Below are 24,597 nucleotides of genomic sequence, written 5' to 3' on the forward strand. Positions count from 1 at the left end.
GGAGAACATAATGAACCAGCCGGTCACGGTCAGCCGCGACGCCGACGTCGCCGTCATCACCCTCGACAATCCACCGGTCAACGCACTGAGCTTCCATCTGCGCGCACCGCTGATGACGGCGCTCGAAACGCTGCGCGACGACGACACCGTCAAGGCGATGGTGCTCACCTGCGCGGGACGCACCTTCGTCGCAGGCGCCGACATCACCGAATTCGGCAAACCGATGCAGCGGCCCGACCTGCGCGACCTGATCGCGACTCTGGAGAAGATCGAGAAGCCGACCGTTGCCGCGATCCACGGCACCGCGCTCGGCGGCGGCCTGGAACTGGCGCTCGGCTGCCACTTCCGTGTCGCGGTCAAGGAGGCCAGGCTCGGCCTGCCGGAAGTGAAGCTCGGCCTCCTGCCGGGTGCCGGCGGCACGGTGCGGCTGCCCTATATCCTCGGCCCCCGCAAGGCGCTCAAGGTGATCGTTTCGGGCACGCCGATCGGCGCTGGCGAAGCCCTGCAGGGCGGCCTCGTGGATGCCTTGCATGACGGCGAACTCGTCGCCAACGCCGTGGCATTCGCCCGTGCAAAAGTCGCCGAGGGCGGGCCGTTCAAGGCCGTGCGCGACCGCCGCGAGAGGATCGAAGAGGCCGACCTCGCAGCCTTCGACGCCGATGCAGCCGAGCTCGCCAAGAAAGCGCGCGGCCTCGAAGCGCCCGTCGCCTGCGCCCAGTCGGTCCGCAACGCGATCACCCTTCCCTTCGACGAGGCGCTTGCCAAGGAACGCGACTTCTTCGTGCATCTGGTCTCCGGCGAACAGTCGCGCGCGCAGCGCCACCTCTTCTTCGCCGAGCGCGAGGCGGCCAAGGTCGCCGGCGTCGGCAAGGACGTGAAGCCGCGCGAGATCCGCAGGGCCGGCATCATCGGCGCCGGGACCATGGGCGGAGGCATCGCCATGTCCTTCGTCAATGGCGGCATTCCGGTGACCCTTCTTGAGATGAGCAAGGAAGCGCTCGATCGCGGCCTCGCCACGATCGAAAAGAACTACGCCATCTCGGTCTCCCGGGGCTCGCTCGCCGAGGACGCCAAGACCAAGCGGATGGCGATGTTCACCGGCACCACCGACTATGCCGATCTCGCCGACTGCGACATCATCATCGAAGCCGTGTTCGAGGATATGGACGTCAAGAAGGACGTGTTCGGCAAGCTCGACAAGATCGCCAAGGCCGGCGCCATCCTCGCCTCCAACACCTCCTATCTCGACGTCGACCAGATCGCCGCGATCACCGCGCGGCCGCAAGACGTGGTCGGCCTGCATTTCTTCTCGCCGGCCAATGTGATGAAGCTGCTGGAGATCGTGCGCGGCAAGAAGACCGCGCCCGACGTGCTCGCCACCGCGCTCGCGGTCGCCAAGCGCATCGCCAAGGTTCCGGTGGTGGTCGGCGTCTGCCACGGCTTCGTCGGCAACCGCATGCTGGCGGCACGCTCCGCCGACAGCGAGGATCTGCTGCTCGAAGGCGCGAGCCCGGCCGAAGTCGACAAGTCCTTCACCGATTTCGGCTGGCCGATGGGACCGTTCCAGATGGCCGACCTCGCCGGCCTCGACATCGGCTGGCGCAACCGCAAGTCGCTCGGCAAGACGGCTGCGATCGCCGACCCGCTGTGCGAGCAAGGCCGCTTCGGCCAGAAGACCGGCAAGGGATACTATCTCTACGAGAACGGCCGCACGCCAAAGAACGACCCCGAGGTCGAGAAGCTGATCGAGGAGAAGGCGCGCGAGCGCGGCATCGAGCGCCGTGAGATTTCGGCCGAGGAGATCACGGAGCGCTCGCTCTATCCGATGATCAACGAGGGCGCGCGCATCCTCGAGGAAGGTATCGCCGCACGCGCCTCCGACATCGACATCGTCTGGGTCAATGGCTACGGATTCCCGGTCGGCAAGGGCGGCCCGATGTTCTGGGCCGAAGCCCACGGTCTGAAGAAGATCGTCGAAAGGCTCGATCACTGGCACACCCGCACCGGCAAGGCCGTGTTCGAACCGGCGCCGCTGCTGCGCCGGCTGGCTGCGTCGGGCGGCTCGTTCGCCGAACTGCGTGAGGCTGCCGCATGACGCAAGCCGGGACCTTCCCGGGGCCGTGGCCCTGGGCGAAGTCCTATCCGGCCGGCTGCCGACCCGACAGCCGGCTCGACACGTGGCCGGTCGCTTCCGCGATCGACCGCTCGTCCGAGAATTTCGGCGACAGGCCGGCCTTCGTCTTCCGCGACGTTTCGCTCACCTATCGCGAGTTGAAGGCAAAGGTCGAGCGTGCGGCCAGCGCCTTCCTCGCGGCCGGCCTCGGCCCCGGCGCCCGCATCGCGCTTCTGCTGCCCAATACGCTCTACCATCCCTACGCCTTCTTCGGCGCGCTCAAGGCCGGCGCGACGATCGTGCATCTGAGCCCCCTCGACAGCCCCCGCGTGCTCGCTCACAAACTCACCGACAGCGGCGCGCGCACAATCGTGACGACCAATATCGGCGACCTTGCCGTCAAGGCCGAAGCGCTGCTGGCCGAAGGCCTGGTCGACACATTGATCGTGGGCGAGGACGAGGCCTTCGGCCCTTCGGCGCTCACCGGCCCGATGGCTTCGGGCGCGGGGGTCCAGCTCTGGTCCGGCTTCACGGCGGTCGAGACTGCATCACGCTTCCCCGACGTCCATGTCGATGATCTCGCGCTGCTGCAATATACCGGCGGCACGACCGGCCTGCCCAAGGGCGCGATGCTCAGCCACGCCAATCTTTCGGCCGCGGTCTCCGCCTACGACCTCTGGTCTCGCGCCGAGCAGCTTTCGCAGCCGGGCAAGGAACGGGTGCTGCTCTTCCTGCCCCTTTTCCATATCTATGCCTTGGTCTCCGTCATGCTGCGGGCCCTGTCCAGCGGGCAGACGCTGGTCATGCACACGCGTTTCGACCCGCAGACGGCCCTGGCCGAGATCGAGAACGGCGCGACATCCTTCGCCGGCGTGCCCACGATGTGGATCGCGCTCTGCGCGCTGCCGGGCTTCGAGAAACGCGATCTCTCCAGCCTGCGCTACTGCGCCTCCGGCGGCGCGCCATTGCCCGTCGAGGTCGCGCGCAAGCTCAACGCCATGACAGGCCTCGAGCTGCTCGGCGGATGGGGCATGACGGAAACTTCGCCGGCCGGCGCCAACATCCCCAAGGGCCGGCCAGACAAGGCGGGCACGGTCGGCGTACCCCTGCCCGGCATCTATATGGACTTCGTCGCGCTCGACGATCCACGACGCGTGCTGAAGCCTGGGGAAACCGGCGAGCTCCGCGTCTTCGGCCCCAATGTCACGCGCGGCTATCTGAACCGGGAAGAGGAGACCCGCGCCTCCTTCTCCGACGGCGGGCTCCTGACAGGCGACATCGGTTACATGGACGAGGACGGTTTCCTCTTCATCGTCGACCGCAAGAAGGACATGATCATCTCGGGCGGCTACAACGTCTATCCGCAGATGATAGAACAGGCGATCTATGAGCATCCCGACATCGAGGAAGTGCTCGTTATCGGCGTCGCCGACCCCTATCGGGGCGAGGCCGCAAAAGCCTTCGTCAAGCTGCGCGACGGCGCGCCGCAACTCACCCTCGATCAACTGCGCGCCTTCCTCGCGGGCCGGCTCGGACGGCACGAGATGCCGGAGGCGCTGGAGATCCGCCCCGCCCTGCCACGCACGGCGGTGGGCAAGCTGTCGAAACTCGAACTGAAACAGGAAGAGGCAGCCCGGAGGGCCGCGGCCGCTTCGAACACCCCTTAGGAGAAGACCATGGTCGACGCCGTCATCGTATCCACCGCCCGCACGCCGATCGGCAAGGCCTATCGCGGCGCGCTCAACGACACCTGCGGGGCGACGCTCGGCGGCCACGCCATCGCCCAGGCGCTCGCCCGCTCCGGCCTCGACGGCGCGGAGATCGAGGACGTGGTCATGGGCTGCGCCATGCAGCAGGGCACGACGGGGCTGAACGCGGCACGCCGCGCCCTCCTGACCGCCGGCCTTCCCGTCACCGTCGCCGGCACGACGATCGACCGGCAATGCGCGTCGGGCCTGCAGGCCATGGCGCTGCTCGCCAATGCGATCCGCAACGACGGCGTGAAGGCCGGCATCGCGGGCGGCCTGGAATCGATCAGCCTCGTGCAGAACGACAAGCAGAACACCTTCAAGCTGATCGACGAGAAACTGATGGCGATCAAGCCCGAAGTCTATATGCCGATGATCGACACGGCCGAGGTCGTGGCCAAGCGCTATGGCATTTCGCGCGAGCGCCAGGACGCCTATTCGCTCGAAAGCCAGCGGCGTGTCGCCGCCGCGCGCGAGGCCGGACGTTTTTCCGCCGAGATCGCGCCGATCCGCACGGTCATGGCCGTCGTCGACAAGGAGACCAAGGAGATCAGCCACAAGGAGACCGAACTCGCCCATGACGAGGGGCCGCGCGCCGACACCACGGCGGAAGGCCTGGCGGCCCTGAAGCCCGTGCGCGGCGAGGGTTTCACCATCACCGCCGGCAACGCCAGCCAGCTGTCCGACGGCGCGTCGGCCAGTGTGATGATGAGCGACAAGGAGGCGGCACGGCGCGGACTGACACCACTCGGCGTGCTGCGCGGCTTCAACGTCGCCGGCTGCGAGCCCGACGAGATGGGTATCGGCCCGGTCTTCGCGGTGCCGCGCCTGCTCGAACGCCACGGCCTCAAGATCGACGACATCGGCCTGTGGGAGCTGAACGAGGCCTTCGCCGTGCAGGTGCTCTATTGCCGCGACCGGCTGGGCATCGATCCGGAAAAGCTCAACGTCAATGGCGGCGCGATCGCGGTCGGTCACCCCTATGGGATGAGCGGCGCACGGCTTGCCGGCCATGCGCTGATCGAAGGCAAGCGGCGCGGCGTCAAATATGCCGTCGTCACCATGTGCGTCGGCGGCGGCATGGGCGCGGCCGGTCTGTTCGAGATCAACTGATACCGACGGTCGACAAAATCGACCGTCGGAGAGCGCGACCGCGTGGCCCACGCCCGTTGGCGCGAAAGCCACCGCATCGGCCGAAAATCGTATTCGATTTTCGAAAGCACGATGCGGCAACGTAAAGTCTTAGAGCGTCCTTGCGCGTCCGAATGGACGCGCGGCGCTCTAACCGGCCCGGACGGGCCGCGCCGGCGACTGAGGAAAAAATGGGAGCCAACCATGGACCTGCGCTTCACAGACGAGGAAAACGCCTTTCGTGCGGAGGTGCGCCAGTTCTTCCGCGAACATGTGCCGGATAGTGTCCGCCAGAAGCTGATCGACGGCGAGATGGTGAGCAGGGACGAGTTGGTCGCCTGGTCGCGGCTGCTCGACCAGAAGGGCTGGGCCGCGGCCCATTGGCCGGCCGAATATGGTGGCACCGGCTGGGACCCGATGCGGCAATACATCTTCCTGGAGGAGATGCAGAAATATCCGGCGCCGCAGCCGCTGGCCTTCGGCGTCAACATGGTCGGGCCCGTGATCTACACCTTCGGCAGCGCCGCGCAGAAGGAGCGCTTCCTGCCTGCGATCCGCAATCTCGACCACTGGTGGTGCCAGGGCTTTTCCGAACCCGGAGCGGGGTCGGACCTTGCCTCGCTGAAGACCCGCGCGATGCGCGACGGCGACCACTATGTCGTCAACGGCCAGAAGACCTGGACGACGCTCGCCCAATATGCCGACTGGATCTTCTGCCTGGTGCGCACCGATCCGGAGGCCAAGAAGCAGGAGGGCATCTCCTTCCTGCTGATCGACATGAAGACCCCTGGTATCGAGGTGCGCCCGATCGTGACGATCGACGGGGGACGCGAGATCAACGAGGTGTTCCTGACCGATGTCAGGGTGCCGGTGGAGAACCTCGTCGGCGAGGAGAACAAGGGCTGGGACTATGCCAAGTTCCTGCTCGGCAACGAGCGCACCAACATCGCGCGCATCGGCATGTCGAAGCAGCGCCTCGCCCGCATCCGCGAGCTTGCCGCCAAGGAGCTTTCCGGCGGCCGGCCGCTGATCGAGGACCCGCGGTTCCGCGAGAAGCTCGCCTCGGTCGAGATCGAGCTGAAGGCGCTGGAACTCACCCAGCTGCGCGTCGTTGCCGCCGACGCCAAGCGCGGCAACACAGGCAAGCCCGACCCCGCCTCCTCCTATCTGAAGATAAAGGGCTCGGAGATCCAGCAGGCCACCACGCATCTCCTCATGGAGGTGATGGGACCCTACGCCATGCCCTATCAGCCGGAGCCGGAGGAGGGCTGGAACGAACCGCCAATCGGGCCGGGCTACGGAGCCCATGCCGCGCCGACCTATTTCAACGCCCGCAAGGTCTCGATCTATGGCGGCTCGAACGAAATCCAGAAGAACATCATCGCCAAGGCGGTGCTGGGGCTTTGATGGTGATTTGATGCTGGTGCCGAAGGCTTTGACCGTTGTGCCTGGGGTACCCCTCATCCGACCGCGCTGCGCGCGGCCACCTTCTCCCACAAGGGGAGAAGGCCGGAGCCTGGTTTGGCCGACTCTGCAAATCGCCGACGCTGGAGATTGGCCGAGACGTTGTTGCAGGTGTTCCCTTCTCCCCTTGTGGGAGAAGGTGGCCTCGCCCGTAGGGCGAGGTCGGATGAGGGGTAACCCCGGAGCAACAATCAAATTGTCCAGCACAGCGTTCGGCCATCCAAACAAGAATGGAACCACCCATGGACTTCGACCTCACTGAAGAACAGTCGATCCTCAAGGATTCGCTCGACCGGCTCCTGGCCGACAATTACGGCTTCGAGGAGCGCAAGCGTTTCATGGCTTCGCCGGAGGGCTGGAGCACCGAGATGTGGGGGCGCTATGCCGAGATGGGGCTGATGGCGCTGCCTTTTGCGGAGGACGACGGCGGCATCGGCGGCGGGCCGGTCGAGACCATGATCGTCATGGAGGCGCTGGGCAAGGTGCTGGCGCTCGAACCCTATTTCACCACCACCGTGCTGGGCGGCGCTTTCCTGCGCCTCGGCGGAAACGACGCGCAGCGGGCCGAGATCATTCCGCAGGTCGCGGAGGGGTCGCGCAAACTCGCATTCGCGCAACTCGAGCGCGGCTCGCGCTACGATCTCAACCATGTCGAGACGACCGCCACGAAGGACGGCGGCGGCTTTGTCCTGTCGGGCGCCAAGGGCGTCGTGCTTCACGGCGACAGCGCCGACACGCTCGTCGTCACCGCCCGCACGGCGGGAGCATCGCGCGATGCCGGCGGGATCGGCGTCTTCCTGGTCGACGCCGATGCGGCCGGCGTGTCGCGCCGCGGCTACGTCATGCAGGACGGGCTGCGCGGTGCAGAAATCGCCTTCGACAAGGTGAAGGTGCCGGCGGAAGCCGTGCTCGGCGATCCCGAGAACGGGCTGCCGCTGGTGGAGAAGGTCATCGACCAGGCAATCGCCGCACTCTGCGCCGAGGCGGTTGGCGCGATGTCGGCCATGCATGGGCTCACCGTCGACTATCTCAAGGTGCGCAAGCAGTTCGGCGTGCCGATCGGCGCGTTCCAGGTGCTGCAGCACAAGGCGGTCGACATGTATGTGGCGCTGGAGCAGGCGCGCTCGATCACGCTCTATGCCACGATGATGGCCGACAGCGACGATCGGCAGGAGCGGGCGCGCGCCATGCATGCGGCCAAGACCGAGATCGGCCGCGGCGGACGTCTGGTCGGCGAGAACGCGGTGCAGCTTCACGGCGGCGTCGGCATGACCATGGAATATGCGGTCGGCCACTATCTCAAGCGCGCCGCCATGATCGATCTCACCTTCGGCGACAGCGACCATCATTTGCGCGCCCTGGCTGAGCTTGGGGGCCTGGCGGTGGCCTAGGGGATCTCGAATCAACCGAATCGCCTCGACCGAAAATCTGGCGAAGGACGTGCTGTCGCCACCGGGTTGCCCCTCACTGTCCTGCCGGACATCTCTCCCCGCACCAGGCCGTGTGAGAACTGGACGGAGGCATAGCGTTGTGAGTGGTTTGGAAGCTGAGGCACGAGTTCACGCCCCCCTATGCTTGCGAGGACAGCAGGGTCTGGAGCAGCGCCGGCACACCCAGAATGTTCACCACCCGCTTCAGATTGTAGCCCAGGACGCTGAGCGCCAACTCGGACCTGGCCTTTTTCAGCCCGCGGACCAGGAACCGGGGATGGCCCATCATCCATTTGATGGTGCCGTAAGGGTGTTCGACCAGCATGCGCCGCTGCGCCATCCACTCGGGGTCGCTGATGGCGCGCCGGTGCATCGCCTCGCGCGCATCTTCATGGAAGTGGCGGATGATGGTGCGCTTGGCGGCCTGCGTGCACTTCGGCTTCAAGGCACAGTCCGCACAGGCCTTGGTCCCGTACTTCTTCTTCTGTTCCGTCCACGAGGTCTCCCGGTGGGTGAGCGTTTCGCCGGCCGGGCAGCGCCAGCTGTCGCTCTCGGCGTCGTAGCTGAACTGGTCGCGGGTGAAGTACTCTTTGCCTTCCGGGTTAACGGTTTCGGCCCGCGGCACGATGGCGGTGATGCCGTCGTCCTCGCAGCGCTGGCCGTGCTCGCCGTTCGAATAGCCGGCATCGGCCACCACCGTTACCTTGTCACCGTCCACGGCTTCGCGGCCGGCCACCGCCATCGGGTGGAGCTGGCACTGGTCGTTGCCGTCATTGGTCAGGTCGAAGGCAACCACCAGCTTGTGTTTTGCGTCGACCACGGTCTGCGCGTTGTAGGCCACCTGATGGCCGTGCCGAGCCGTGCGCATCAGCTTGGCCTCGGGCTCGGTGCGAACCCACTGGCTCAACCCGCGTCCGGCCAAAGCCTCGGCCTGCTGCTGGATCTGCTCGCGGCGCGCCCGCAAGGCCGCCACCGCCGCCGCAACGTCCACGCCATCCGTCTGCGCCGCGCGCTCGTCCCGGTCGGCTTCGTCCATCTGCGCAAGATAGGCGGCAATCTTGCGATCCACGGCCGCCGTCGCCTTCTCCAGTTCCTTGGCCGTCACCACCTGCTTGCGGCTCGCCACCGCATCGATCTTGGTCCCGTCGATCGCAAGCAACGTGCCGCCGACCAGCGCCTGCTCCCGGCAGAAGCGCACGAAGGCCCGGCACACCCCAACGATCGCTTCCGGATGATCCTTGCGGAAATCCGCAATCGTCTTGAAGGCCGGCGCCGCGCGATGGGTGAGCCACATCACTTCAATGTTGCGCCGCGCTTCCGCCGCAAGCCGGCGGCTCGACCGCACCTGGTTCTGGTAGCCGTACACATAAAGCTTCAACAAATCGCCCGGATCGTAGGGTGGCCGGCCCGTGGCCTCGGGAACAACCTTGGAGAAACCGAGCTGCGCCAGATCGAGGCTGTCGACGAAGGCATCGATGACCCGCACCGGATGATCGGCACCGACCGCCTCGTCCAAGGTTTCCGGGAACAAGCTCGTTTGCTCCCGCGACTGGCCTGTCATATGCGCCATTTCGGCCTCGTCTCAAACTGCCAAAAATCCGGCAAATCACTGCTTTGGATCAACAATTTGAATCCGATCCAGGTTGATTTGGGAAGCCCAAGATGCTCCTCGACACATCCAAAAAACCAATGCCCGAGTTTTCACACGGCCTGGCACGCGGGGAGAGAGAGGCTTGCCGCTTGAATTTCGCCAGTCGGAAACCCTGCGATAGGCAATGAGTAGATCCGATCGGCTCTCTACCCGCTTGCGGGGGCGAGCAGCCGGTTCGCGGAGCGAATTCATCGTGCCAGTGGCACGATGAAAGGCCAGCGAACGCCGGGACGCTACGCAGCAGCGGGGACCCGGCCGGTCGTCCGGCAGGACAGTGAGGGGCGATGCAGTGCGAAGGGGTTATTTTCCGATGTTTCCTTAGCTCCGGCCCAGGCAGTTGCGGTTGGCGTCTGTCGGTGGCAAGACAGCGACATGCCTGCCGATGGCTTTTGAGGACAGAACGATGGAATACCGCCAGATCAGCGACGACTACTCCGTTTCCGGCCAGATCACCCCTGACGAGGTCGCGGCCCTGAAGGCCGCGGGCTTCCGGAGCGTCATATGCAACCGTCCGGACGACGAGCAGCCCGGCCAGCCTTCCGCCGCGAGCGTTCGCGCCGCGGCCGAGGCCGCCGGGCTTGAGTTCCGCCATATCCCCGTGATCAGCGGCCAGATCACGGCCGACAACGTCACCGACATGGCGGCCGCGCTCGAGGAGATGCAAGGCCCGGTCTTCGCCTATTGCCGGTCGGGGGCGCGCTGCACTAATCTCTACGGCCTCGTGCAGCAGGCGAAGGGCTGAGTACTGACGGCGGCACCTATTCTACCAGATAGAGCGGCAACATCTGCCCCTCGTCATCCACGGGCGAGCGCACGCAGCGAAGCGGAGGGCGCGATGACCCGTGGATCTATGCCGTGACCGATCCGAAGGCCGCCGTCAGTGGGGGAAAGGGATGGATTCCGATCCACACCCGCGCCGCACATATTCTGCACCGACGCAGCCGGCCGCGATCTCACGGCATGGATTCTCGGGTCGCCTGCGGCTCGCTGCGCTCGCCTCCGGGCCCGAGAATGACGAAGATAGGACGGCGCTATAGGCTACTTCCGGGCAGCTTCAGCATGTCCGCTGCCCATCGGGAAGACATACTTCACAGCGGCAGCGAGCCGGTTTCCTTGAGCGTTTCCAGAACGATGGCCGTCTTCACGTGCTGGACCGCTTCATGCGGCAACAGCTCGCCGTTGACGAATTCGGACAGGGCCTTCAGGTTCGGGGTCACGACCTTGAGGATGTAGTCCATCTCGCCGGTGAGGGCATGGGCCTCCTGGACCTCGGGCAGGCGCGCGACCAGTTCGGCGAAACGCCGGGCGTTGTCGCGGTTGTGGGTGGCAAGCGTGACCGTGACCATGTTCGTGAGCGAAAAACCCAGCCGGTCGCGGTCGAGCACGGCGCGATAGCCCTTGATGTATCCCTCCTCCTCGAGCCGCTGTCGCCGCCGCGAACATTGCGACGGCGACAGGTTGACCTTGGCCGAGAGGTCGTTGTTGGTCAGCCGCGCATCTGCCTGGAGCAGCGCAAGGATCTTGCGATCAAAAGGATCGAGTTGCGTCGTTTCCATGAGATTGCCTTCTCATCCGCTTGTCTTTTGCATTAGATTGCCCAGATCGACACCGCGGGACAAGCCCTTGCACATCAGTTGAACAATCGAAAATTATGACCTAAATTCTGGTCATATGGATCCTGGCCATGAACATCTCGATAGCCGAAGCGAAAGCCAAATTCTCCGAGCTGATCAAACGCGCCGAAGCCGGCGAGGAAATCCTCGTCACGCGCCATGGCAAGGTCGTCGCCCGCGTGGTGCCGCCGGAAGGTGAGGTGCGCAAACCCCCGCTGCTCGGGGCATTGAAGGGCCAGATCTGGATCGCCGACGACTTCGACGAGCCGCTCGAGGAGTTCCGTGAGTACATGCCGTGAATGACCGGCGATATCTGCTCGACACCCATATTCTGCTCTGGATCCTCAGCGGCGACGACAGGTTGCCGGCACGTTTTCGAAACATATTGGAGCAGCAGCCCGCGCAGGTCGTCAGCGCGGTGTCCATCTGGGAGATCGCGATCAAGCAGACGCTGGGAAAGCTCGCCGCGCCATCGGATCTCCTTTCGGTCATTCGAAAACTCGATGCCGAGATCATGCCGATCACGGCCGAACATGCCGAGGCGGTTGCCTCCCTGCCCTTGCACCATGGTGATCCGTTCGACCGGCTTCTCATCGCACAGGCGAAGCTGGAAGGCCTGACGATCATGACCGTGGATTCACACTTCTCGGCCTATGAGGTGCCGGTAGCCTGAACGGTCGGACACCGGACTCCCTCGCCTGCCTGGGTCGATCGCGCGTGGGTCCATCCCGCTCAGCCGCCCGTCCCTTTCGCCGGCAGGTCGAAGGCGAGCCCGTCGCGACCGATCGTCAGGGGGCCGTTCCAGTTCGTCCTGACGGCATCGATCCAGTGGTTTTCGGCGACCTCGGGATCGTCGGCGGGGATCAGGTGGTGGAGCACGAGATGGCCGACGCCGGCGTCTGCGGCGATGCGCCCGGCATCGGCGGCCAGCGTGTGGCTCGCCAGGAGATGCTCCTTCAGCCGCGCGCCGTTGCCGGTTCGCGCGACAAGCCGTTCGATCCCCTCCTCCAGCATCGCCTCATGGACGAGCATGGAGGCGCCTTTGGCGAAACCGGCGAGCGGCGGGAACAAGGCGGTGTCGGCCGAAAAGACGACGCTCTTGCCGCCACTATCGAAACGCAGGGCGAAACACTCCGTCACGGGCGGGTGGTCGACGCGAAGCGCACCGACCGCGAGGCCGTCGGTCTCCATCACAGGGCCTTCGGCGAATTCCTCCACGATGACGAGGTCGCGCAGGTCCGGCCTGCCCTCGTCACCGATGCGGATCTCGATGTCGAATTCCATGGACTGCAGGAATCGCTGCCAATAGTGGCCGGTGCCGGCCGGGCCGTATACCCGTACCGTCTTGTCGAGGCCGGCGGTCCAGGCCGTATGGAGAAGCGGTCCGAGCTCCAGCACATGGTCGGAATGAAGGTGGGTGATGAAGACGAGGTCGAGCGTCTTGAGACCCACGCCGGCTTCGGTGAGCGCGCGCGTCACGCCCAGGCCGCAATCGACGACGACCGAGCGACCGCCGATCTCGAGAAGCGACGAGGTCGGCCAAGGCCCGCCCGGCCTCAGCGCCGGGCCGCCCTTGGTGCCGAGCAGGACCAGCCGGTCAGCCATGAGCAGGCGCAGCCGCCGGACGATACGATGCCGGCCCCTTCCCCTGATCGGTCATATGTCTGCCCTCCTGTTTGACGCTTCCGCCGATTTGTTACAGATGTAACCATCTGCGACAGAACGATCAATCCGGATGGCGAAAATGGACGATCTCAAGGAGACCAAGGCAGGCGCCGCGCAGACCGCCACAGCGCTCGCGCTCGAAGGTTTCCTTCCCTACCGTCTGAACCACCTCGCCGACGCAGTCAGCCGGGAATTCCAGAAAATCTACAAGCAGCGCCACGGCCTGACGCGGCCGGAATGGCGCACGCTCGCCACGCTCGGCCAGTTCGGCACGATGACCGCAACCGCGATCGGCGAGCATTCCTCGATGCACAAGACCAAGGTGTCGCGGGCCGTCGCCGAGCTCGAGCGGCGCAAATGGCTGCAGCGAACCAGCGATCCCAACGACCGGCGGGTGGAGCGGCTCGTTCTGACCCGGGCAGGCGACAAGGTCTATCGCGAGCTCGTGCCTGTCGCCAAAGGGTTCGAAGCGGCCGTCTTCAACAAGATGAACGAAGCCGAGAAGGCCGCCGTCGTCACCGGGCTCGCCGCGCTGGAGCGCGCCTTCGCGCGGAAATGAGAGGCTTTCCTTTGGGCCTCAATCGCCGGCGCGGCCCATCCGGGCCGGTTAGAGCGCCGCGCGTCCAGGGGGACGCGCAAAGGACGCTCTAACACCTTGAGTCAACGCATCGTGCTTTCCGAAAATCGAATACGATTTTCGGGCCGATGCGGTGGCTTTCGCGCCAACGGGCGTGCGCCGCGCAGTCGCGCGCTCCGACGATCGATAGTTCGATCGTCGGTACTATTCGATCCGGCGCGGATATTGCTGGCGCGGCGGGATCCGGTGATGCAGCAGAGCCAGGGCGATCAGGCTGGCGCTGCCCAGGAGCACGACCGTGAACAGCATGGAGCCGTGCAGCGGCGAGGCCGAAGCGACCAGCGGGATCGCGCCCGCCGGCGGATGGGTGACGCGCAGCATGAGCATCAGCGCGATGGCGACGCCGACCGCGATCGCCGCCGCCCACCACATGCCGGGAAAGGCGACGACCGCACCGGCCGCGACCGTCGAGGCGATGAGATAGCCGCCGAAGACATTGGCGGGCTGCGCCAGCGGGCTCGCCGGCTGGCCGAACAGCAGCACGGCCGTCGCGCCGAAGGGCGCGATGAGCAGCGGCAGCTCCGTCAGTGCCGAAAGCCCGCCCACCGCCGACATGCCGATCATGGCACCGGAGCCGGATTTGATGTGCGAGAGGAACTGTCCGCCGGCTTCATGCCGTGCGGCGAGAGTGCGGATATGACGGCGCATGAACGGCCCCAGGCGAAATTGCCTGCGCAATTAGCAACATGCCTACGGACTGTGCAACGATCAAAATTCGAATTTGAGGGGTGTTGGAGAAAAATCCTTCGAGGCTCGCTTCGCGAGCGCCTCAGGATGCGGAACGTAGTGCCAAGCTACCCCTCATCCGACCGCGCTTCGCGCGGCCACCTTCTCCCACAAGGGGAGAAGGGAAGGCGCCTGAGGCGACGCTTCCGCTAGTCGCCGACGTTGGTGATTTGCAGAGGCGGCCATGCCAGGCTCCGGCCTTCTCCCCTTGTGGGAGAAGGTGGCCTCGCCCGCCAGGGCGAGGTCGGATGAGGGGTGAGCGCGACGGTCGAAGGCTGGGACCGACGGCTCCACCCCCGCCCTACCAGTCCATCACCACCTTGCCGGAGTTGCCGCTCTTCATGGCTTCGAAGCCTGAGATGTAGTCGTCGACGGCGATGCGGTGGGTGATGAGGCCCGACACGTCGAGCGGGCCCTGAACCAGGGCGATCATCTTGTACCAGGTCTCGAACATCTCGCGCCCGTAGATGCCTTTCAGATGCAGCATCTTGAAGATGACCTTGTTCCAGTCGATCTCGAAGCCGGTCGGTGCGATGCCGAGGATGGCGATCTTGCCGCCATTGTTCATGGTGTCGATCATGTCGCGGAAGGCGGCGGCCGAGCCCGACATTTCGAGGCCGATGTCGAAGCCCTCGCGCATGCCCTCCTCGCGCATCACGTCGGCGAGCTTCTCTTTCGAGGCGTCGACGACATGGTGCACGCCAAGCTTCTTCGCCAGCGCCAGCCGCGTCGGGTTGATGTCGGTGATGACCACCTTGCGCGCGCCCACGCACTGGGCCACCAGCGCGCCCATGATGCCGATCGGCCCGGCGCCGGTGACCAGCACGTCCTCGCCGACGAGGTCGAAGGAGAGCGCGGTGTGCACGGCATTGCCGAGCGGATCGAAGATCGCGGCGATCTCGTCGGGCACATCGTCGGGGATCGGCACGACATTGTGCTGGGGGATGGCGAGATATTCGCCGAAGGCGCCGGGGCGGTTGACGCCGACGCCGAGCGTGTTGCGGCACAGATGCCCGCGGCCGGCGCGGCAGTTGCGGCAATGGCCGCAGACGATATGCCCCTCGCCTGAGACACGCTGGCCGACCCTGTATTCGGTGACGGCCGCGCCGAAATCGGCGACGGTGCCGACGAATTCATGGCCGGTGACCATCGGCACCGGCACCGTCTTCTGCGCCCACTGGTCCCAGTTGTAGATATGGACGTCGGTGCCGCAGATCGCGGTCTTCCTGATCTTGATCAGCACGTCGTTGGGGCCGATCTCGGGGACCGGCACCTCTTCCATCCAGATCCCCGGCTCGGCCTTTGCCTTCACGAGGGCCCGCATCATGTCGGACATGGAAATCTCCGGCGAAGTTCGGGTGTTGGAGCGGAGGCGTGGGTCACCCCCCTCTGTCCTGCCGGACATCTCCCCCTCAAGGGGGGAGATTCGCTGGCAGTCGGGCTTTCGCCAACCTTCGTCGCCGAGAGTGCACGACGCCGCCGCTGCCAATCTCCCCCCTTGAGGGGGAGATGTCCGGCAGGACAGAGGGGGGTGACGACCGAGGCGATCATAAAACCGTTGCTGCTAGCCGATCACGCCCAGTTCCCGGCCGACGGTGCCGAAGGCGCTGACGGCGCGGTCGATGTCGGCGGGGGAATGGGCGGCCGACATCTGGGTCCGGATGCGCGCCTGGCCTTTCGGCACGACGGGGAAGGAGAAGCCGATGACATAGATGCCGTGGCCGAGCAGGCGCTGCGCCATCTCCTGCGCAAGTGCCGCGTCGCCCAGCATGACCGGGATGATCGGGTGGCCGGCGCCGGCCAGGCGGAAGCCGAGCTTCGACATGCCGGCGCGGAAGCGCTCGGCGTTGGCATAGAGCTTCTCGCGCAGGGCATCGCCCTTGCCGATCATGTCGAGCACCTTCAGCGAGGCGCCGGCGATGGCGGGCGCCAGCGTGTTGGAGAAGAGATAGGGACGCGAGCGCTGGCGCAGCCAGTCGACCACCTCGCGCTTGCCCGAGGTGTAGCCGCCGGACGCACCGCCCAGCGCCTTGCCGAGCGTTCCGGTGAGGATGTCGACACGGCCCTCGACGCCGCAATGCTCGGGCGAGCCGCGGCCATGCCTGCCGACGAAACCGACGGCGTGGCTGTCGTCGACCATGACCATGGCGTCGTATTTTTCGGCGAGGTCGCAGACGCCCTCCAGATTGGCGATGATGCCGTCCATGGAGAAGACGCCGTCGGTGGCGATGAGCCGGAAGCGGGCGTCGGACGCTTCCTTCAGGCGCGCCTCCAGATCGGCCATGTCGTTGTTGGCGTAGCGGTAGCGCCGGGCCTTGGAGAGCCGCACGCCGTCGATGATGGAGGCGTGGTTGAGCGCATCGGAGATGACGGCATCTTCCTCGCCGAGCAGCGTCTCGAACAGGCCGCCATTGGCGTCGAAGCAGGAGGAATAGAGGATCGTATCCTCCATGCCGAGGAAGGACGACAGCGCGGCCTCGAGTTCCTTGTGCTCCTCCTGGGTGCCGCAGATGAAACGCACCGAGGCCATACCGTAGCCGTAGCGGTCGAGCGCGGCCTTGGCGGCGGCGCGCAGTTCCTCGCTGTCGGCGAGGCCGAGATAGTTGTTGGCGCAGAAATTCAGCACCTTGCTGCCGTCGGCAATGGCGATCTCCGCCGCCTGGGTGGAAGTGATCACCCGCTCCGACTTGTAGAGGCCCGCCGATTTCAGGCCGTCGAGCTCGGCCGAGAGATGGGAGAGGAACGCTGTGCTCATGGGACCGGACCGCCTGGCTGGGACTCTGATCGGGACTGTCGCGCCAAGCGGCGCGAAAATCTATCGGAAATACGACCGCACGCTGTTGGGTTGGCGAGGAAGCTCGGGCGGCGCGGTCCTGTAAAATACTGGATTTTTACAGGACCGGGCCTGTTTTGGGCGTACCCTCGGAAGCGCATGCTCAAAAAGAAAAACCGCCGCGATGGGATCGGGCGGGCGCAACTGTCCGAAAGTGAAACTTCGGGTCAATAAATCGGGGATTGTCGGGGGATTGTCAATGGGGCCAAGCGTGGCGACAGCGATAGATTTGGCAAGCTTCGGCGAGCGCGGTGCGCTGCAGACCCCTCATCCGACCTCGCTTCGCGAGGCCACCACCCGGGGTGGAGCCACGGGTCTCCACCCGTCCTTTGGACCCCACAAGGGGAGAAGGCGGGAGCCTGCGGCGGCGCTTCTGCCAATCCCGGCAGGCGCAGGCGCAACATACCCCTCATCCGACCTCGCTTCGCGAGGCCACCACCCGGGGTGGAGCCACGGGTCTCCACCCGTCCTTCGGACCCCACAAGGGGAGAAGGGAACGCCTGCAGCAAGGTCTCGGCCAACCATCGACGTTGCTGATTTGCAGAGCCTGCGACGCCAAGCTCCGGCCTTCTCCCCTTGTGGGAGAAGGTGGCCTCGCCCGCAAGGGCGAGGTCGGATGAGGGGTAATCCCCGTCCGCTCAGCCCTGCCCCTTCGGAAGCCAGCCGCGGCCTCAGAAGAACGCCTGCAATCCGGTCTGGGCGCGGCCGAGGATGAGGGCATGGACGTCGTGGGTGCCTTCGTAGGTGTTGACCGTCTCCAGGTTCTGCGCGTGCCGCATCACGTGGTAGCCGATCTGGATGCCGTTGCCGCCATGCATGTCGCGAGCCTGGCGGGCGATGTCCAGCGCCTTGCCGCAATTGTTGCGCTTCACGATCGAGATCATCTCCGGCGCGAACCGGCCCTCGTCCATCAGCCGCCCGACCCGCAGCGAGCCCTGCAGCCCGAGCGCGATCTCGGTCTGCATGTCGGCCAGCTTCTTCTGGAAAAGCTGCGTCTGCGCCAACGGCCTGCCGAACTGCTTGCGGTCGAGGCCGTATTGGCGGGCGCGGTGCCAGCAGTCCTCCGCCGCGCCCATCGCCCCCCAGGAGATGCCGTAGCGCGCCCGGTTCAGGCAGCCGAACGGGCCCTTCAGCCCCGACACATTGGGCAGCAGCGCATCCTCCGACACCTCGACGCCCTCCATCACCACCTCGCCGGTGATCGAGGCCCTCAGCGACAGCTTGCCGCCGATCTTCGGCGCCGACAGGCCCTTCATGCCCTTGTCAAGCACAAAACCGCGGATCTGGTCGCCATGGGCGGCCGACTTCGCCCACACCACGAAGACATCGGCGATCGGCGCGTTGGAGATCCACATCTTGGAGCCGGAGAGCCGATAGCCGCCCGAAATCTTCTCGGCCCTCGTCTTCATGCCGCCGGGGTCCGAGCCGGCATCGGGCTCGGTCAGGCCGAAGCAGCCGATCCATTCGCCGCTCGCCAGCTTCGGCAGGTATTTCTTGCGCTGCTCCTCCGAGCCATAGGCATGGATCGGATACATCACCAGCGAGGACTGCACGCTCATCATCGAGCGGTAGCCCGAGTCGATGCGCTCCACTTCCCGCGCGACCAGCCCGTAGGAGACGTAGCCGGCGCCGACGCCGCCATATTCTTCCGGAATGGTGACGCCGAGCAGGCCGGCCGCGCCCATCTCGCGGAAGATCTCCGGATCGGTCTTCTCCTCCAGATAGGCCTGTTCGACGCGCGGCGCGAGCTTGTCGGCGGCAAAGGCCGCCGCCGCATCGCGGATCATCCGCTCGTCCTCGCTCAACTGGTCGTCCAGCAGGAACGGATCGTTCCAGACGAAGGAGGCCTTGCCGGCCTTGCTGTCGATGTCCATTGCAAAATCCGATGCTTTCCAGGGAGGCGGCATTTTAGGGCATCCCGCGCGGAAGTGTGTAGCGCTTTTGCGATGACGCCATGCGAAAAAGTGGAGAAGTCGGGCGAACGGCCGCGCCGCGCTTCGGGCCGGAAAGTGCCGCTTGCTCTTGCGCCGCACGGTATTTCAGGGACGTAAGAAGGACTTCACAGTACACGACTGGCCAAGCGGGATACCCCCCTCTGTCCTGCCGGACATCTCCCCCTCAAGGGGGGAGATCGGCTGGCCGCCTAGGTTTCGCCAATCGTCTACGCCGCAGAACCAGGTGCCGCCGTGCGGGTTAGCGAATCTCCCCCCTTGAGGGGGAGATGTCCGGCAGGACAGAGGGGGGTGCAGCCGCGCCGCCCGTTCCACCATGGCGACCTCCCTCTTCGGCGCCGACCGGCTTGCTTGCGGGCAAGGCTGTGCTACCCATTCAATGGGCGGTAGCATGTCACTGGAGGAGAACCGCATGCCGAAGACCAGACTGTCCCTCGTTGCCGCCGCAGCCGCGGCGTTTTTCATGAGCGCATCATCCGGCCAGGCCGCGGAGAAGACCATCGACTTCCCGGTCGACGGCCAGAAGGTGGTCGGCACGCTGGCGCTGCCCGACGGCGTCTCCAACCCGCCTGTCATCCTGCTGCTGCACGGCTTCACCGGCAAACGCGACGAACTGGAAATCCCGTCGGTGAAGGAAGGCATCTTCCAGCGGGCGGCGCGGATGTGGGCGGACAAGGGCATCGCCAGCCTGCGCATCGATTTCCGCGGCAGCGGCGAGAGCGAGGGCAAGTTCGAGGACACCACGCTGGGCGGCCAGGTGAAGGACGCGCTCGCCGCGCTCGATTTCCTGGCCAATGGCAACGAGGTCGACGACGACCGCATGGCGGTGGTGGGCTGGAGCATGGGCGGCGCCGTCGCCTCGGCCGTCGCCGGCCGCACGGACTACGACCTGCGCTCGGTCGCGCTGTGGGCGCCCGGCTCCAACATGCCGGCGGCGATGGCCCTGCTGCTCGGCGCCGAGACGATGAAGAAGGGGCTGGCGGCCGGCGACACGGCGATCCCGATCAAGCTGCCCTGGGGCGCGGAGATCTCGCTGAAGGGGGCCTTCTTCGAGAGCCTCTATGCGATAGACCCTGTCGCCGAGATGGAGGAGTTCGACGAGCCGCTGCTGGTGGCCGTCGGCACCAAGGACGACGTCGTCTATCCGCAGCCGATCGCCGGCCAGATCCTGCTCGACTATCACGAGGGGCCGGAGGAACTGTGGGTGCGGCCAATGGACCATGTGTTCAACGCCTTCCAGGGCACCGACATGGTCGACGAGCTGATCACCAAGACCGGCGAGTTCATCCAGGCCAAGTTCTGACTGGGGCAACGGTATGACGGTAGTACTCGCGATCCTCGCTCCGCTCTGCGCCTCGGCCCCCGCTGCGGCGGCCGAGCGCATCGTCTATCTCACCTTCGACGACCGCCCCGGCCCGGCACATCCATCATCCTCGACGTGATCGAGAGCGAAAACGTGCCGGCCGCCTTGTGGGGCGGCCACGCCGCCAGGACACTGGCGTGATCCGTCACTGGAACGCAGCCGCGACCTGAAGAAACGGGCGCGGTTCGAGCAACGCAGCGAGACGGAACGCAACGAAAGCCAACGGCGCTCAGCGCTGCCAAAAGGATTCGTGCTCCTAACAGGCGGCCGACCAATGGGTGTCATCGTAATTCGAATTTTCAGTCCGGAAGCCCAGCTAACAAGAGGCCCGTGCTGATCCTATCGAGGTCGGCTTGGTTTTGAAACGGCAGCCTGCCAAGGTGATCTGCGAGGGAGTATCGCGGGTTTATCATCATTAGCTCATGCCAAACGCCGCGCGCTTCGTCGATCTTCCCAAGATGGCCAAGTGACGAGGCAAGAAAAGCGCGTGATAGATCGGTCTTCGGTGCCAGGCGTATTCGCTCGCGAAACGCCGACGCAGCAGCCTCATATTGTTCGGCCACCAGATAGGCCGAGCCAAGAAAATGTGTGTACTGTTGCGTGAAGATCGGGTCCAGGCGAATGGCGCGCTCGATATAGGGAACTCCCGCGATCGGTTGACCTAGATAAACATCGACGAGACCCCGGGTACCGTAGGCAAGTGCATAGTTCGGATTTAGGACCAACGCTTTTTCGGTTTCGGCCTTTGCCCTGGCGAGGTTTCGCTTCCACGTTTCGACAACTGCCATAGTGTAGTGAGCATAAGGGTCGTTTGGGCCTTTTTCGACCGCTTCTGTGGCAAAGTGCGAAGCCACGTCGAGTGCATCCAGCGCACCAGTCCAATGGTTCTGAAAATCGAGGCAGTGAGCCATACTTAATCCGGCATAAGGCTGCGCGAAACCGGGATCGAGCTCGATTGCGCGCCTCAGGGTCGCGACGATTTGATCAAAGACTTCGCGATCCTTTTTTGATCCGAGCAGCAACTCTCGACCGCGAAGGAACAGGTCGTGCGCCTGTATGTTGCTAGCGCGGCTTCCACTCAGATGCGTCTCCTCGGCGGGCTGAAGTTTGATCTTGAGGGCATCGACAATTCGGCGGGTAACCTCATCCTGAAGCTCAAAAATATCGGTCAGGTCGCGATCGAAACGCTCTGCCCACCGATGGCCGCCAGTAGCGGTGTCTATCAGCTGGGCAGTGATACGGATGCGGTCTCCGGCTCGGCGAACCGATCCTTCAAGCACCGATGCCACGCCGAGTTCTCTCCCAACGACGCGGATGTCGGGACTTTTGTTTTTGTAGGCAAAGCTGGAGTTTCGCGCCACTACCATCAGGCCGGCAATTCTGGAAAGGTCGGTGATGATGTCTTCCGTGATGCCATCGGAGAAATACTCCTGCTCCGGATCACCACTCATGTTGTTAAATGGCAGGACGGCGATCGAGGCGCCTTCATTGGCTAGTGCTTTTGGCGAGGATCGACCTTGCGCTGTTCGGGGGGAATAAGGGTCAGCGAAGAGGATGAGATCGAAAATACGAACCGGCCGATCGATGTTTTTCAGCATCTGTTCGCCGGTATCTTCGAAGGCGAGATCGAGCCGGTTCGCCACACTGTCCCGCACCGCACCGGAAACGGCGACGCCACCCGGCTTCGCAACACTCTCAATGCGTGCAGCTACATTGACCCCGTCGCCAAATATGTCGTTGTCTTCGAAGATGACATCGCCTAGGTGCACACCAATACGGAACTCGATGCGCCGCTCCTCTGGCGTGTCGACATTACGTTCGCACATTCGGCGCTGAATCTCGGCCGCACAAGTTACCGCATTCACAACGCTAGGGAACTCGGCGAGCATTCCGTCACCGGTGAGTTTGACGATGCGACCCTGGTGTTCGGCGATTTTGCGGTCGGCCACCTCGCTGCGATGCGCTTTCAGCGCCGACAGTGTGCCTGACTCATCAAGACCCATGAGTCGGCTATAACCGACAACATCGGCGGCCAGTATTGCGGTGAGGCGGCGTTCCATAACTGTGTCTGCTGTTTTCAAACTACCGGCGCATCAGTTACTTCGCACAGATGGGGTTTTGGGTCGATCACATATCAAGCAACGAACAGACCGAGAAGGAATCGTAAGTCAGCCGTTGATCGTCTCAACGAAGACGAAGGTGCTGGTGGTCTAAAGCCCGCAATTCTGTGCCACGAGGAAACGAAAGTTTCGCCGTTCCGTGAATTCCCGAGTTGCTAGCTTGGCCCATGTCAGCTTTTGCGGTCGCAAAGGAGAGCTGAATGGCTGATATGCGGCGCACACCGGCCGGGTCGGCGCCCTCGTTGGGCCGAGATAGGCAGCGCAGGTGCCTCCATTGTTCTTCCGAGCGTACGAAATGCGGCTGCGACGGCGCCGGCGAGTTCGCCAAGATGGCGCGCGTTCCGGAACATCTCAATCTGCCTGCATGTAATCCGCCACGCTGTAGCAATGGCTCGCCTGGTAGGCGTTCCGCCCCCGGTTCATGTGCGTCAGGTTGAACGTCCTGATAGCGCGCAGCACACGGCGGTCCGCGAGGAATTTGCGGATCGAGACAGAGCCGCGCACATTTATCCCGAAAATGTCCTCACCACGCGGGAATAAATAGCTGACGTCCTCTGGCATCGCGACGCTTTGCTCGAGAAAGGGTTCGTCCACTCGGCCAGGCGTGGCTGAACGATCCGTCGTGAAATCCGAAAGATGCACGATGAACCTGGCGCGGACATCCTCGCCCTGGGCATAGAGCGTGAAAAGCTCCATCCAGCTCGCATTGACGCGGACCAGCGGCTTGTCCGAGGTCGACGGCAGACAGGAAACCGACCAGTAAAAACGCTCGGTCTTGCGCGGCACCGGAATGCAGTTTGGTCCGTATAGGCCTAGAATCTCCAGCACTTCTTTTGCTTGCGGGCGACGAAGCAGCTTCTCAAATCGAGCGGCATATTTGAAGCGCTGTTCCAGGGACTCCGAGCGGTCGCCCGCGTCCGCGAAGTCGGCCTTGCCCTCTATCCAATCGCGCTGCTGTTCGAGATCGAGGAATTGCCGCAGGCCAGTGGGGTTCGCGCGAGGAGTCGTGCCCATGTCAGGCGCCCTGTGAAAATTGCGTACACGTCATGGCCGTTCTCGCTCAGGCGGTTGCGCGTTTACAGCGTATCGCGTGAAACGTCTCCACTGCGGCCAGGATCCCTGTCACCGGCCGCAATGGAGCAAGCGTGTCTCTCGCCTACTCGTTGATCTCCGGCTCCACAAGCTTCGCGAGCTTGCGCAGGGATTCCTGCCAGCCGAGATAGCAGGCCTCGGCGGGGATGAGATCGGGCACGCCCTGCTGTTCGATGTTCACCTCGGTGCCGACCGACACGGCGTTCAGATCCACCGTGACCTTCATCTCGCCGGGCAGGTTCGGGTCGTCGAAGCTGTCGGTGTAGACGAGGCGCTGGTTTGGAACGAGTTCGAGATAGGCGCCGCCGAAGGCGTGGCTCTTGCCCGTGGTGAAGTTGCGGAACGACATGCGGTGATTGCCGCCGACCTTGGCCTCCAGCTCGTGGACGGTGCAGGTGAAGCCGAATGGCGGGAGCCAGCTCGCAACCGCATCGGGTTCGAGGAAGGCGCGATAGAGCTTCTCGGGCCTCGCGGCGATGACGCGGTGCAGACGGATGGTGCTGGGCATGGATTTTCCTCCTGGTTCGGTTTCAGCGGGATCGTTCCGGCGTCCCGGGCGGAAGGGCATGGGAACATTTGCCGGCCCTCGACTTCCGATCCGCGAATGTTCCGACGCCGGGGGCAGGCGACGGGGACGGCTTTTATACCTCCTTTTCCCTGATATTCGAGCTACGGGACCGGCCATGCGCTCTCCGCGACGCGCCGCGATGGCGTGCGGTGCGTCAGAACGCCATGCGGAAGCGCTGCCGGTAGCGCGCCGGCGTGACGCCCGTGCGGTGCTTGAACAGCCGGCGGAAAAAGGCCGGACGTCGTGGCCGACCATGTGGGCGACGCCGTCGGCGGGCTCGCCCGACGTCTCCAGTCGGTGACGATGACGATATCGCAGGAAGAACTGTCGGCGAGGCTCGTGTCCGGCGTGATCGGCGGACCGATGGCGGAGGCGAAGGGTGCGCCGTCGCGCCCGACCATCCGCCTCCCAGCGCCGCGACCCTGTGTCCTCGCCGGTGAGGCACATGCCGCCCCTGGAAGACCTCGAACAGGCCGTAGAGCACCGCGGGC

22 protein-coding genes are annotated in these 24,597 nt (G+C 64.8%); 11 read left to right on the forward strand and 11 right to left on the reverse strand.

Annotation, left to right across the window (positions count from 1 at the left end):
• The first annotated feature begins 10 nt into the window (after positions 1-10).
• The 5 genes from JN302_RS30760 to JN302_RS30780 all read left to right on the forward strand — a co-directional run bounded on the left by JN302_RS30760 (position 11) and on the right by JN302_RS30780 (position 7,847).
• Positions 11-2,095 (forward strand): 3-hydroxyacyl-CoA dehydrogenase NAD-binding domain-containing protein, encoded by a 2,085-nt coding sequence (locus JN302_RS30760; RefSeq protein WP_202330203.1) that lies wholly within the window; start codon positions 11-13, stop codon positions 2,093-2,095.
• On the forward strand, positions 2,092-3,780 hold the full coding sequence (locus JN302_RS30765) for an AMP-binding protein (protein WP_202330204.1): 1,689 nt from the start codon (positions 2,092-2,094) through the stop codon (positions 3,778-3,780). The genes JN302_RS30760 and JN302_RS30765 overlap by 4 nt, the downstream gene beginning before the upstream one ends.
• A gap of 9 nt (positions 3,781-3,789) precedes the next feature.
• Positions 3,790-4,974, forward strand: coding sequence for an acetyl-CoA C-acyltransferase (locus tag JN302_RS30770; RefSeq protein WP_202308141.1), 1,185 nt, complete (start codon positions 3,790-3,792; stop codon positions 4,972-4,974).
• Between the two features lie 222 nt (positions 4,975-5,196).
• Positions 5,197-6,399, forward strand: coding sequence for a pimeloyl-CoA dehydrogenase large subunit (gene pimC, locus JN302_RS30775; RefSeq protein WP_202330205.1), 1,203 nt, complete (start codon positions 5,197-5,199; stop codon positions 6,397-6,399).
• A 299-nt stretch (positions 6,400-6,698) separates the two neighbouring features.
• Positions 6,699-7,847, forward strand: a complete 1,149-nt coding sequence (locus JN302_RS30780) for an acyl-CoA dehydrogenase family protein (RefSeq protein ID WP_202330206.1) — start codon at positions 6,699-6,701, stop codon at positions 7,845-7,847.
• Positions 7,848-8,025: 178 nt separating this feature from the next.
• Here JN302_RS30780 and JN302_RS30785 read toward each other — a convergent pair whose 3' ends face one another.
• Complete coding sequence (locus JN302_RS30785) at positions 8,026-9,456, reverse strand: IS1182 family transposase (RefSeq protein WP_202330014.1); 1,431 nt, start codon at positions 9,454-9,456, stop codon at positions 8,026-8,028.
• Between the two features lie 484 nt (positions 9,457-9,940).
• Between JN302_RS30785 and JN302_RS30790 the strand changes: the two genes are divergently transcribed.
• On the forward strand, positions 9,941-10,279 hold the full coding sequence (locus JN302_RS30790; protein WP_202308144.1) for a TIGR01244 family sulfur transferase: 339 nt from the start codon (positions 9,941-9,943) through the stop codon (positions 10,277-10,279).
• Positions 10,280-10,625: 346 nt separating this feature from the next.
• Here JN302_RS30790 and JN302_RS30795 read toward each other — a convergent pair whose 3' ends face one another.
• Positions 10,626-11,093 carry an Lrp/AsnC family transcriptional regulator gene (locus JN302_RS30795; RefSeq protein ID WP_202330207.1) on the reverse strand — a complete coding sequence of 156 codons (468 nt, stop codon included), beginning with the start codon at positions 11,091-11,093 and terminating at the stop codon, positions 10,626-10,628.
• A gap of 128 nt (positions 11,094-11,221) precedes the next feature.
• Between JN302_RS30795 and JN302_RS30800 the strand changes: the two genes are divergently transcribed.
• Together JN302_RS30800 and JN302_RS30805 are read left to right on the forward strand one after the other, a co-directional pair.
• Complete coding sequence (locus tag JN302_RS30800) at positions 11,222-11,449, forward strand: type II toxin-antitoxin system Phd/YefM family antitoxin (protein WP_202330208.1); 228 nt, start codon at positions 11,222-11,224, stop codon at positions 11,447-11,449.
• Positions 11,446-11,823 carry a type II toxin-antitoxin system VapC family toxin gene (locus JN302_RS30805; protein WP_202330209.1) on the forward strand — a complete coding sequence of 126 codons (378 nt, stop codon included), beginning with the start codon at positions 11,446-11,448 and terminating at the stop codon, positions 11,821-11,823. The genes JN302_RS30800 and JN302_RS30805 overlap by 4 nt, the downstream gene beginning before the upstream one ends.
• Positions 11,824-11,882: 59 nt before the next feature.
• Here the strand turns inward: JN302_RS30805 and JN302_RS30810 are convergent, their stop codons facing one another.
• Positions 11,883-12,755, reverse strand: a complete 873-nt coding sequence (locus JN302_RS30810; protein ID WP_202330210.1) for an MBL fold metallo-hydrolase — start codon at positions 12,753-12,755, stop codon at positions 11,883-11,885.
• Positions 12,756-12,894: 139 nt separating this feature from the next.
• Between JN302_RS30810 and JN302_RS30815 the strand changes: the two genes are divergently transcribed.
• A complete protein-coding gene (locus JN302_RS30815) occupies positions 12,895-13,374 on the forward strand; it encodes a MarR family winged helix-turn-helix transcriptional regulator (RefSeq protein WP_202330211.1) in 480 nt (159 codons plus the stop codon).
• A 222-nt stretch (positions 13,375-13,596) separates the two neighbouring features.
• On the opposite strand, the gene JN302_RS30820 is transcribed toward JN302_RS30815, so the two are convergent.
• The 4 genes from JN302_RS30820 to JN302_RS30835 form a co-directional block, all read right to left on the reverse strand.
• Positions 13,597-14,100 (reverse strand): HPP family protein, encoded by a 504-nt coding sequence (locus JN302_RS30820; protein WP_202330212.1) that lies wholly within the window; start codon positions 14,098-14,100, stop codon positions 13,597-13,599.
• Positions 14,101-14,479: 379 nt separating this feature from the next.
• A complete protein-coding gene (gene tdh / locus JN302_RS30825; RefSeq protein ID WP_202330213.1) occupies positions 14,480-15,514 on the reverse strand; it encodes an L-threonine 3-dehydrogenase in 1,035 nt (344 codons plus the stop codon).
• 228 nt (positions 15,515-15,742) lie between these two features.
• A complete protein-coding gene (locus tag JN302_RS30830) occupies positions 15,743-16,933 on the reverse strand; it encodes a glycine C-acetyltransferase (RefSeq protein WP_202330214.1) in 1,191 nt (396 codons plus the stop codon).
• 749 nt (positions 16,934-17,682) lie between these two features.
• A complete protein-coding gene (locus JN302_RS30835; protein ID WP_202330215.1) occupies positions 17,683-18,885 on the reverse strand; it encodes an acyl-CoA dehydrogenase in 1,203 nt (400 codons plus the stop codon).
• 490 nt (positions 18,886-19,375) lie between these two features.
• On the opposite strand from JN302_RS30835, the gene JN302_RS30840 reads away from it, so the two are divergent.
• Complete coding sequence (locus JN302_RS30840; protein ID WP_202330216.1) at positions 19,376-20,266, forward strand: alpha/beta hydrolase family protein; 891 nt, start codon at positions 19,376-19,378, stop codon at positions 20,264-20,266.
• A 13-nt stretch (positions 20,267-20,279) separates the two neighbouring features.
• Positions 20,280-20,405 (forward strand): hypothetical protein, encoded by a 126-nt coding sequence (locus JN302_RS39675; RefSeq protein WP_274609237.1) that lies wholly within the window; start codon positions 20,280-20,282, stop codon positions 20,403-20,405.
• A 220-nt stretch (positions 20,406-20,625) separates the two neighbouring features.
• Here JN302_RS39675 and JN302_RS30845 read toward each other — a convergent pair whose 3' ends face one another.
• The 4 genes from JN302_RS30845 to JN302_RS30860 form a co-directional block, all read right to left on the reverse strand.
• On the reverse strand, positions 20,626-22,386 hold the full coding sequence (locus tag JN302_RS30845) for an adenylate/guanylate cyclase domain-containing protein (RefSeq protein ID WP_202330217.1): 1,761 nt from the start codon (positions 22,384-22,386) through the stop codon (positions 20,626-20,628).
• 411 nt (positions 22,387-22,797) lie between these two features.
• Positions 22,798-23,460 carry a hypothetical protein gene (locus JN302_RS30850; RefSeq protein ID WP_202330218.1) on the reverse strand — a complete coding sequence of 221 codons (663 nt, stop codon included), beginning with the start codon at positions 23,458-23,460 and terminating at the stop codon, positions 22,798-22,800.
• 142 nt (positions 23,461-23,602) lie between these two features.
• Positions 23,603-24,046, reverse strand: a complete 444-nt coding sequence (locus tag JN302_RS30855; RefSeq protein WP_202330219.1) for an SRPBCC family protein — start codon at positions 24,044-24,046, stop codon at positions 23,603-23,605.
• Between the two features lie 161 nt (positions 24,047-24,207).
• The gene (locus JN302_RS30860; protein ID WP_202330220.1) at positions 24,208-24,507 is read right to left on the reverse strand and encodes a hypothetical protein; all 300 of its coding nucleotides are present in this window, start codon (positions 24,505-24,507) and stop codon (positions 24,208-24,210) included.
• Positions 24,508-24,597: the final 90 nt, after the last annotated feature.

Origin of the sequence: Mesorhizobium sp. L-8-3, from assembly GCF_016756615.1 — a bacterium.
In the GTDB taxonomy this organism is placed as follows: Bacteria; Pseudomonadota; Alphaproteobacteria; order Rhizobiales; family Rhizobiaceae.